General features: G+C 43.0%; 7 protein-coding genes and 1 tRNA gene. 4 read left to right on the top strand and 4 right to left on the bottom strand.

The genetic code is table 11. From position 1 onward, the window contains the following. The 4 genes from ACFE90_RS14795 to ACFE90_RS14810 all read right to left on the bottom strand — a co-directional run. On the bottom strand, positions 1–1,244 hold a 1,244-nt coding region (locus tag ACFE90_RS14795; protein WP_375501713.1), incomplete at its 3' end, for a filamentous hemagglutinin N-terminal domain-containing protein. Positions 1,245–1,865: 621 nt separating this feature from the next. Then, positions 1,866–2,513 carry a calcium-binding protein gene (locus ACFE90_RS14800; RefSeq protein WP_375501715.1) on the bottom strand — a complete coding sequence of 216 codons (648 nt, stop codon included), beginning with the start codon at positions 2,511–2,513 and terminating at the stop codon, positions 1,866–1,868. 227 nt (positions 2,514–2,740) lie between these two features. Continuing rightward, the gene (locus ACFE90_RS14805) at positions 2,741–3,262 is read right to left on the bottom strand and encodes a hypothetical protein (protein ID WP_375501717.1); all 522 of its coding nucleotides are present in this window, start codon (positions 3,260–3,262) and stop codon (positions 2,741–2,743) included. A 264-nt stretch (positions 3,263–3,526) separates the two neighbouring features. Next, positions 3,527–3,598 (bottom strand) — tRNA-Val (locus ACFE90_RS14810). A 666-nt stretch (positions 3,599–4,264) separates the two neighbouring features. On the opposite strand from ACFE90_RS14810, the gene fbp reads away from it, so the two are divergent. From fbp to opcA, 4 genes are all read left to right on the top strand, one after another. Then, positions 4,265–5,314, top strand: coding sequence for a class 1 fructose-bisphosphatase (fbp, locus tag ACFE90_RS14815; RefSeq protein ID WP_375501719.1), 1,050 nt, complete (start codon positions 4,265–4,267; stop codon positions 5,312–5,314). Between the two features lie 419 nt (positions 5,315–5,733). Then, a complete protein-coding gene (gene tal / locus ACFE90_RS14820) occupies positions 5,734–6,879 on the top strand; it encodes a transaldolase (protein WP_375501721.1) in 1,146 nt (381 codons plus the stop codon). A gap of 155 nt (positions 6,880–7,034) precedes the next feature. Continuing rightward, on the top strand, positions 7,035–8,564 hold the full coding sequence (gene zwf / locus ACFE90_RS14825) for a glucose-6-phosphate dehydrogenase (RefSeq protein ID WP_375501723.1): 1,530 nt from the start codon (positions 7,035–7,037) through the stop codon (positions 8,562–8,564). A 101-nt stretch (positions 8,565–8,665) separates the two neighbouring features. Beyond that, positions 8,666–10,033: a glucose-6-phosphate dehydrogenase assembly protein OpcA gene (gene opcA, locus ACFE90_RS14830; protein WP_375501761.1), complete on the top strand. Its 1,368-nt coding sequence runs from the start codon at positions 8,666–8,668 to the stop codon at positions 10,031–10,033. Positions 10,034–10,489: the final 456 nt, after the last annotated feature.

Below are 10,489 nucleotides of genomic sequence, written 5' to 3' on the forward strand. Positions count from 1 at the left end.
GCTCCATCTTGAACAATCAATTGCCCAGTTTCAATTCTTAATTCTCCGGCATTTCCAGCACCTTGTGTTACAGTAAACAAGCCACTAGGTATGGGTTTTTCACCTTCTATAATTGGGGAGGTTCCAATGAGTTGGATAGAGTCCCTGGCGTTGACAAACAAAGTTCCTCCCCCTCCAGTAGATTGTAAAGAAGTGGAAGCTGAAATCTGCGAACCATCTTGAACAATCAACCGCCCAGTTTCAATCCTTAAGTCTCCGGCAGTTCCAGACCTTGTTGTCTCAGTCAACAAACGGCTTCCTCGCAAGAGTTCGACTGACTCCGATGCGTTCACCCCTAATGTTCCTCCCGATTTTGAGACTAGGGTATTAACCGCAATATCTGAACTATCGAATGTAACGCGCCTGCCTTGTATTTGGATACCACCACCGCCTTCACCACTAGCACTTACTGTAGTTAGATTGGTAAAAGATACATCTGCTCGCGCTACACTCTCAGGAAAACTTAAGCGGAAATTGTTGTTATCAATGTTCAACCCTACTGTTCCCCCTGCTGCCAATCCTCCTAATTCGATTCGACCATCTGGAGCATACACGATCGCTCCTTCTAAATTCACATCGCCTCCCAATAGCACTAAACTCTGACTCTCAGGAACGAATAGAAATGCTTCATTGACTTGAATCGGCTTCGCAAGCTGGGATGGAATTTGATTGAATAGAAATGCAGAAGGATTTACTCTCAGCAAGGGGTTAAGCGGATTGACGGGTGAAGTCATGGAAAATTCTCCACCACCCGGAAACTGGATCGCACTAGCTGTTGTGCCAATAAATGAACCGTTAATATTTAATACGGCATTTTGTCCAAATATGATGCCGTTAGGATTCATTAAAAAGAAATTAGCATTACCTTGAGTTTGAAGTGTTCCCTGGATGTCAGAGGGATTTCTCCCTGTAACTCGCACCAAAATATTGTTGATAGTAGGGGCATTTTGGAAATTGACTACCTGATCACTTGTAATACTAAAGTTGCTAAAACTATGGAATAAATTTGTATTGCCAACGGTTGTACCCCCTGTAATATCCAAGGTAGTATTGTCGATTCGCTCCACTTGAGTTCCCACAGAGGGATCAGCAGTGACCTGAGCGGATGTGCGATCGCCTCCTTGTATTCCAATCGCACCCACTAGAATCACCAAGCCAGACAACCCTAAGTGACAACCGTGACCAAACCAACTTCTTAAACTCACAGAACTTATCTCCTAACTGTGGAAAGTTACTTGATTGCAAGATAGAACATCACTTTAGTAATGCTTGTGCAAACCTTTGCCCGTGCCACTCTCCAGGTAACTCTGCTGGGAAGGTTAGGTTTTTCATTACTAATCTGCTGTTGTGACAGTAGTGACTGTATGAATTTTAAGACTTAAGGTGAGTTCGACAAACCTCTTTTTTCTTTGAACTTTAGTTCAAGGCTGTCCCTCTCGCTTGTCAGCTACGGTGTACACACAAGTCTTTTAAAGTTGCTGTGTAACGTTGGGTGGGTTAATTTTTGCAGGGCGATGCATCAAAGGTACAGGTTAAGAGACTTATATGTACACCGTAGCGCCCGTCCTCCGGTGTACATATAAGTCTTGTCGCAGTCATATCTTTCAGGACTTACGCATCGTACATAAGTACTACAGGCAATTTGGGTATTTCAGCCGTGTTTAGCACTCAGCGATGTTTACGACAGGCTACATCTACGCAAATATGGGAATAAATCGGGGTTATGCGAAGCGCCTGAAAAGGCATCGCAAAAAGGTAATTTAAAAATCTAATTAGAAGCCTTGAAAACTATACCTGCTATTTTCGCTTTTCTGTCACTGCGTAAGTCATGCATTGTTAGCAAAAATAAGATTACAAGGTAGCCAAGCTAACTGCTGATTAAGATAGAATAGAGCACCAGTATTTGCGTTATAGCTACAATAACTAGGCAGTCCCACACCTCCACCAATTATTGTTAGTTGTGGAGATTGATCTATAGGATCAGCAAGTTTTATGTCCTCACTCGTCGAAACTTTTGTTGATGCTAAAACATCAGTTGTAGAATTAGTCAATTGAATAGCATTCTCAGAAGATTTAATAGAAGGCAATGTGTCACTATTCTTGCCACCAGTAAGAATGTCATTACCAATTCCTCCTGCTAAAGAGTCTTTACCCGATTTACCTATTAAAGTGTCATTGCCTGTAGAACCTTTAGAGATGGCGTTAGTGCCGCTAATAGTAGGGGTAGTAATTTTCAGAATATCGTCCCTAACTGAGAAGTCTGTAATTGTATCAATACCGCCACCTGAGCAATCGAAGACAAAGGTATCTCTACCACTACCACCAGTGAGATTGTCATTACCACTTCCTCCCTCTAAGTAGTCATTACCTGCCCCACCTTTTAGAGTGTCATTACCTGCATAGCCGTATATTTGATCGTTTCCTGAAGTCCCAGTTAGATTGTTGTTTCCAGATGTGCCGTAAATAGTTGCCACGTTCGTTACTCCCGGAGAAATTCGTGTTTCTACTGCTGATTTTAACTGGCAATTAGCATTACAGATGACATTGGTTAAAAAACAAAACAACGCGATCGCACCTAGAACACCAATTCCGTAATCAAAGCGCGAACCCTTGCTTATCTATACACCGTATAAGAGGAGTTTGGCTCCCCCAACTTTAGTAAGAAACTCTGCTGGGGAGTTAGATTTTTTATTCGTCAATATTAATTATTAGTAGTTTTTGAAGCCACTACAACAGCTGTATTCCAGTCAAGGTTAGGAGATAGCCAGGCTATCTGCTGATTCAAATAAAATAGAGCACCAGTGCTTGCGTTATATGTAAAAATACTAGCAGATTGGCTAGCGTTACTCGACCCGAGCGTTAGTGAACGATTTGTAGACTTAGTAGAAACCATACCAGCATCTTCACCTACTTCATAATTGCTCAGAGATGCTCGTGTACCTATAAGATATTTAGAAGCGCCAATAGTTGATGTAGTAACTTTAAGAACGTCACTACTAACTGAGAAGTCTGTAATTGTATCAATACCACCACCTGAGTAATTCAGGACAAAAGTATCTCTACCACTACCACCAGTGAGAATGTCATTACCACCTCCTCCCACTAAGTTGTCATTACCCGCCCCACCTATTAGAGTGTCATCGCCTTCATAGCCATCTATTTGATCGCTTCCTTGAGTCCCAGCTAGATAGTTTTTTCCAGAGGTGCCCTGAATATTTGCCACGTTCTTTACTCTGAGAATTTAGTGTTTCCACTGCTTATCTTAACTAGCAACTAAGTAGGTATGCGCTAAAAAACACAACTAACTTAAGAAATGTAAAACCCTTAAAAGCTTATTCTACGTTAGCGATTATCGTTATTGTATTGTTGGTAACAATAAATTTGTTTTTATCTTTTATTCGACTTTCAATTTAATTACGTATACCTCTTTTAAACCAAGTTATGCTTTAAATCACAGTTAGTTTGCTGAACCTTTGATATTACTAAATGGGCGATACTGGATTTGAACCAGTGACCCCATCCGTGTGAAGGATGTGCGCTACCCCTGTGCTAATCGCCCAAGACTCTTTATATTATCATAATTTACTTAGATTTACCCTTACAAAAATACATTTAAACAAGGTGTAAGTTTAATGGTAGCTGTTGCTGTTTGCATAGCCAGATTTTATATAAGCTAAAATAGCTCAGTGCGATCGCCTGGACTTATATTTTATTTTTGAAACAACTCCAAAATATACTTAGTTCTAAGTGCATTACGCTACGCAATAATGCACTTTACATATAAAGGTAAAGGATTAAAGTCCTTACCCAACGGGAAAGTTAGTCACTCATGGGGGAAACCCCTTGGCGTTAGCCTCTCCCTTTGGGAGAAGACCGCGCTAACTCACTACAAACTTTAATTTATTTACGCCTAGCTACTTATACCTATTTTCCTATAATTTCACAATAGCTCTGGTTGGAAATAATTGTCAGTGATTTAGCTATCTTTGTTACCTTCTGTATTCGCTTGATTTAAGTAATCACTTACTTAATACTGATAATCTGTTATACGATTTACTACGTATCTAGGCTCTGAATGCAAAAGTCACTGAAAATTCATTTCTTTAGTTTATCTAAAGTCGCATCTAAGTTATCAAATTACTTTTCTAAGATAGAAGCAGCAACCATAAGTTGCCATACACGACTAAAACCCAATTAACAGCTAGTGGCTGCGGAGAACATCAAAATGGCTGAAGCGCCAGATTCAATAAAATCGTCTATCAATGAAATTACAGACAAATCCTTAGATCGTGATTGTACAACCTTATCGCGTCACGTCTTACAGCAACTTCAGAGTTTTTCGCCAGATGCACAGGATTTAAGTGCGCTGATGAATCGCATCGCCTTGGCCGGCAAACTGGTTGCTCGCCGCATGAGTCGCGCTGGTTTAATGGAAGGCGTTCTGGGATTTACAGGGGAAGTTAATGTCCAAGGAGAATCCGTCAAAAAGATGGATGTTTATGCCAATGATGTATTTATCTCAGTTTTTAAGCAAAGCGGCTTAGTCTGTCGCCTAGCTTCTGAGGAAATGGAAAAACCCTACTATATTCCGGAAAATTGCCCTATTGGTCGCTATACCCTGCTATATGACCCAATTGATGGCTCATCCAATACTGATAATAATCTCAGCTTAGGTTCCATTTTCGCCATTCGCCAACAAGAAGGAACTGATAGCGATCACAAGGCAACTGACCTCCTTACCAACGGACGTAAGCAACTCGCTGCCGGATACATTTTATATGGGCCCAGCACAATGCTGGTTTATACTATAGGTAAGGGCGTTCATTCTTTTGTCCTTGATCCCAGCTTAGGAGAATTTATTCTCACAGAAGAAAATATCCGAATTCCTAACCACGGTTCTGTTTACAGCGTGAATGAGGGTAACTTCTGGCAATGGGAAGAATCGATTCGAGAATATATCCGCTACGTTCATCGCACAGAAGGCTACAGCGCTCGTTATAGTGGCGCAATGGTAAGCGATATTCATAGAATCTTGGTTCAAGGCGGCGTCTTTCTCTACCCAGGCACAATTCAAAACCCAGAAGGGAAATTGCGCTTGCTTTATGAAACTGCTCCTCTAGCCTTTTTGATTGAACAAGCAGGTGGTCGCGCCACTACAGGACTGATGGATATCTTGGATGTAGTACCGAAAAAATTGCATCAACGCACACCTTTAATTATTGGTAGCAAAGAGGATGTAGCAAAGGTGGAGTCTTTTATTCAAAACGGACACTAGTGCCGCAAGGCGGAAGTCAAAAGTCAAAGGGCTTTAATTTTGGTCTTTCTGGCTGTAATGAAATGGCTGCTGACCTGTACTAGTGTAAAAAGGCACGATTTAGAAGAAAACAAAGCTTGCAAATAAAGCTTTTTAAACTTTTTCAACTGGATAGTTATTTTTGCCATGCTGCACTATAAGACGGTAATAAAAGGATCAAGGATGCGTCTAGCATCTGGCATTAATTAAAAGTTAATCATGGTGATTTAAGATTGGCGATGCAGAATAGCACTTCTTGAAGATGTATTAAAGATTATCTCAGCTGGCCGATGCGATAAGTGATTGGCAACGCCACAATTCAAAAGTAAGCATCAAATTTTGATGGGTTTTGCCAACTTACTTAGAATCATCACTATACAGGAGTGAAACAAATTAGAGCTATGTCTACCAATCATCTACTAGAAATTAAGCAATACGGTCAAAGTATCTGGATGGATAATTTGAGCCGTGACATTATTCAATCAGGCGAACTCAAAGACCTGGTTGAAAATCAAGGGATCTCTGGGATTACCTCTAACCCCGCTATCTTTGAAAAAGCGATCGCAGGTAACGTCATTTATGATGCCGATATCGAAGCCGGAGTTCGTGCTGGCTTACCCATAGACAAAATTTACGAATCGCTAGTTTTTGCAGATATCCGTTATGCATGTGATATTTTACGCCCTGTTTTTGAAGCCTCGAATAGACTAGATGGTTATGTGAGTATTGAAGTCCCACCAACTATCGCCCATGATACTGAAGCAACAATAACCGAAGCCCGGCGCTATTTCCAAGAAGTTGGTCGGGAAAATCTGATGATTAAAATTCCCGGTACAGAACCTGGTTTGCCAGCAGTGGAGCAGGTAATAGCCGAAGGGATGAATGTTAATATTACGTTGCTGTTTTCTGTAGATAGCTACATAAACACAGCTTGGACTTATATTCGGGGCTTAGAAAAACGGGTGGCTGAAGGTAAGGACATCAGTAAAATTGCTTCAGTCGCTAGCTTCTTCCTCAGCCGGATCGATAGCAACATTGACGGCAAGATTGATGCTAAGTTGAAAAAAGGTGTTGATGATATTGCCGTGGAAGCAAGGCTAAAAGCTGTTAAAGGAAAAGTAGCGATCGCTAACGCCAAGATTGCGTACCAGGAATACAAGAAAATTATCGAGAGCGATCGCTGGAAAGCCTTGGCAGAAAAAGGGGCCACAGTACAACGGCTACTTTGGGCTAGTACTAGCACTAAAGACCCCCACTACAACGATGTGATGTATATCGAAGAGTTGATTGGGCGAGATACCGTTAACACCGTACCACCAGCGACGATTAAAGCTTGTGCCGATCATTGTAACGTAGGCGATCGCTTAGAAACAGATGTAGATAATGCCTACACCCTGATTGAAAACCTCAAAGATCCCGACATCAACATCGATCTTGATGCCGTCATGGATGAACTGTTAGTTGACGGTATTGACAAGTTCATTCAGCCCTTCCAGTCCTTGATGAACTCTTTAGAAGACAAGATCAAGGTATTGTCACCAGTGTAGGGACTAGGGACTAGGGACTGGGGACTGGGGACTGGGGACTGGGGACTGGAGACTGGTAAACAATTTTCCTAATACCAAACCCCCAATACCCAATACCCAGTCCCTAATACCCAATCCCCAATCTCAAAATCCAAAATCCAAAATCCAAAATTCCTATGGTTAGTCTGCTAGAAAATCCCTTGCGCGTTGGCCTGCAACAACAAGGGATGCCCGAACCCCAGATTATAGTTATCTTTGGCGCTTCTGGTGATCTCACCTGGCGCAAACTAGTGCCAGCACTTTACAAATTGCGGCGAGAACGGCGTATACCGCCAGAAACTACTATTGTCGGCGTAGCGCGTCGAGAGTGGAGCCATGAATACTTCCGCGAACAAATGCAGAAGGGCATGGAAGAGGCACATCCTGATGTCGATTTAGGGGAACTTTGGCAAGACTTCTCTCAAGGTCTGTTTTACAGTCCTGGGGATATAGACAACCCCGAAGGCTACAAGAAACTAAAAACCTTATTGAGTGAATTAGACGAAAAACGGGGCACGCGAGGTAATCGCATGTTCTACCTCTCCGTTGCCCCTTCATTCTTTCCCGAAGCAATTAAGCAGCTAGGAAGCGGCGGGATGCTAGAAGATCCCTACAAACATCGTCTAGTAATCGAGAAACCTTTTGGTCGGGACTTGGCTTCTGCCCAAAGTCTTAACCAAGTGGTACAGAAATATTGCAAAGAAAATCAAGTATACCGCATTGACCACTACTTAGGTAAAGAAACAGTCCAGAATTTACTGGTGTTTCGCTTCGCCAATGCGATTTTTGAACCCTTGTGGAATCGTCAATTTGTTGACCACGTACAAATTACTGTGGCAGAAACCGTGGGAGTGGAAGACCGGGCTGGTTACTATGAAAGTGTCGGCGCACTGCGGGATATGTTGCAAAATCACCTCATGCAACTTTACTGTCTAACCGCGATGGAAGCACCCAACGCAATGGATGCCGATAGCATCCGCACAGAAAAAGTGAAGGTACTCCAAGCTACTCGTTTAGCTGATGTTCACAATCTATCGCGGTCAGCAGTCCGTGGGCAATACAGTGCTGGCTGGATGAAAGGTCAAGCAGTGCCAGGGTATCGGACAGAACCAGGCGTTAACCCCAACTCCACCACACCCACCTATGTAGCGATGAAGTTTTTGGTAGATAACTGGCGCTGGAAAGGTGTTCCTTTCTACTTGCGTACTGGAAAGCGGATGCCGAAAAAAGTCAGTGAGATTGCCATTCACTTCCGCGAAGTTCCATCTCGGATGTTCCAATCTGCCGCCCAACAGACAAACGCCAACATTTTGACGATGCGGATTCAGCCAAATGAAGGTATTTCCCTGCGTTTTGATGTCAAAATGCCAGGGGCAGAATTCCGCACCCGTTCCGTTGACATGGACTTTAGTTATGGTTCCTTTGGCATCCAAGCAACATCCGATGCGTATGATCGCCTATTCCTTGATTGTATGATGGGCGATCAAACATTGTTCACACGGGCGGATGAAGTAGAAGCAGCTTGGCAAGTAGTAACACCAGCCCTTTCCGTTTGGGATGCACCCGCCGATCCTAATAATATTCCCCAGTACGAAGCCGGTACTTGGGAACCAGAACAAGCAGAACTCTTAATTAACCAGGATGGCCGTCGCTGGCGCAGACTGTAAATATTAGTCATTAGTCATTAGTCATTAGTCATTAGTCACTAGTAAAAACAAATGACAAATGACAAATGACAAAATCCAAAATCCAAAATCCAAAATCTCCTATGGCTACCCAAACTTCTACAATTTTTTCACTCCAGGCACCAAAAGATATTTCGCTTAACGAAATAGATACGGAACTGAATCAAATTTGGCAAAGCTACGGCATAACTGGCGATAGCGGTGGACTTCCCAGTGCTACTAGGGCAACTACATTTACTTTAGTGGTCTACGAACCAGAAGAAACTCAGTATTTGTTGGCTGCTTTGGGATTTTACAACGGCCCAATTGATGGGATTTTAGGGCCACAGATGGTAGCAGCGTTGCGGGAAGTGCAAAAGAAAAATGGTCTGCCAGAAACCGGAACAGCAACACCAGAAACTCTGAGTGTATTACGAGAAGAATTCGCTAAAGTTCAACGAAACGGGTCTGGCGGAGAACATGCTGCTGGTGGGATCTTAAATACCGCCAGCCCCAGAATTGCCGATGAAATCGCTCTCCGCAACCCCTGCCGCATCATTGCGCTATTTCCCATTGCTGGCGAAGATGAAGGGGTTAAGGCTCAAGTTTCTGCCTATTGTCCCATCCAAAAGCAATCGTCAAGCACACTTATCTGCTGCGAATACATTACTCTCAGTGGAACTGCTGCTGCTTTAGAACGCATCGGTGGTATGATTCCGGCCTTGTTGATTGGCGGGTTGCCAAAGTTTCTCTGGTGGAAGGCAACACCAGACCCAAACAACGGTCTATTCAAGCGCCTAGCAGCAGTCTGCAACAATGTGATTGTAGATTCTTGCAACTTTAACAAACCAGAAAGTGATTTACTCCACTTAGAAGAGTTGGTAGAAACGGGTGTACCTTTAGCTGACTTAAACTGGCGTCGCCTCGCATCATGGCAGGAATTGACAGCTGAGGCTTACGACTCACCTAACCGTCGTGCCGCCCTCAAAGAAATTGACCGCGTTACGATTGATTATGAAAAAGGCAACCCCGCCCAAGCTTTGCTGTTTTTGGGTTGGTTGGCAAGTCGGTTGCAATGGCAGCCAGTTTCTTATGAAAAGGAAAGCGGTGATTATGACATCACTCGCATCCGTTTTATTGCTCAAGAACAGCGACAAGTAGAAGCCGAGTTAGCAGGAGTTCCGGTTGCTGATGTGGGCGATATTATCGGCGACTTGATTGCCTTGCGCCTCAGTTCGACAAATGCCCAGGCAGACTGTGGTACAGTTATCTGCTCAGAAACTGGTGGTTGTATGCGGATGGAAACCCACGGTGGCGCTCAATCCGCCGGTCTGTTTCAACAGGTAACTTCACTTTCGGAACAAAAGGCGGAAGCTTTGCTGAGTCAGCAGGTGCAACGCTGGGGCCGTGAGTCACTTTTTGAAGAAAGCCTGGGTGTGACAGCGAATATTTTCAAATTGGAAACAAACTAGTACCGCAAGGCGGAATTCATAATTCAAAATTCAAAATCAATACAGCGTAAGTGTTTCATTGATTTGGAATGGTTGGTTTATTTCCGCCGTGCTGTACTACTACTCTGGCAAGGCAACAATGCTTGGTTTGTAGTGAGCGCTAAAGCGCTCAAGTTAAGGACTAAAATCCTAACTACAAACTTATTCATCTATCAAAGTTAGTCTGGTGGACTACTAGTTAGTTTCGCCTGGAAAAAATAAAAGTTACCACAATTGGAAAAATCAAACACAAACTCTTCAGATTTTTGGATATTTCAATAATCTGGAGGGTTTTTCTATTTTCCTTGGTTTTTTGAACCAGATACCAAAGACCTGATTTATCGCGTCTCCTGCCTTAACCGAGAGCTATTGCTCTCTACCAGCCTGCAACTTTAATGCATCGACCTGCAACTTTAATGCATCGACCTGCAACTTTAA

The sequence above is a fragment of the uncultured Nostoc sp. genome (genome assembly GCF_964245445.1).
Taxonomy (GTDB): domain Bacteria; phylum Cyanobacteriota; class Cyanobacteriia; order Cyanobacteriales; family Nostocaceae; genus Nostoc.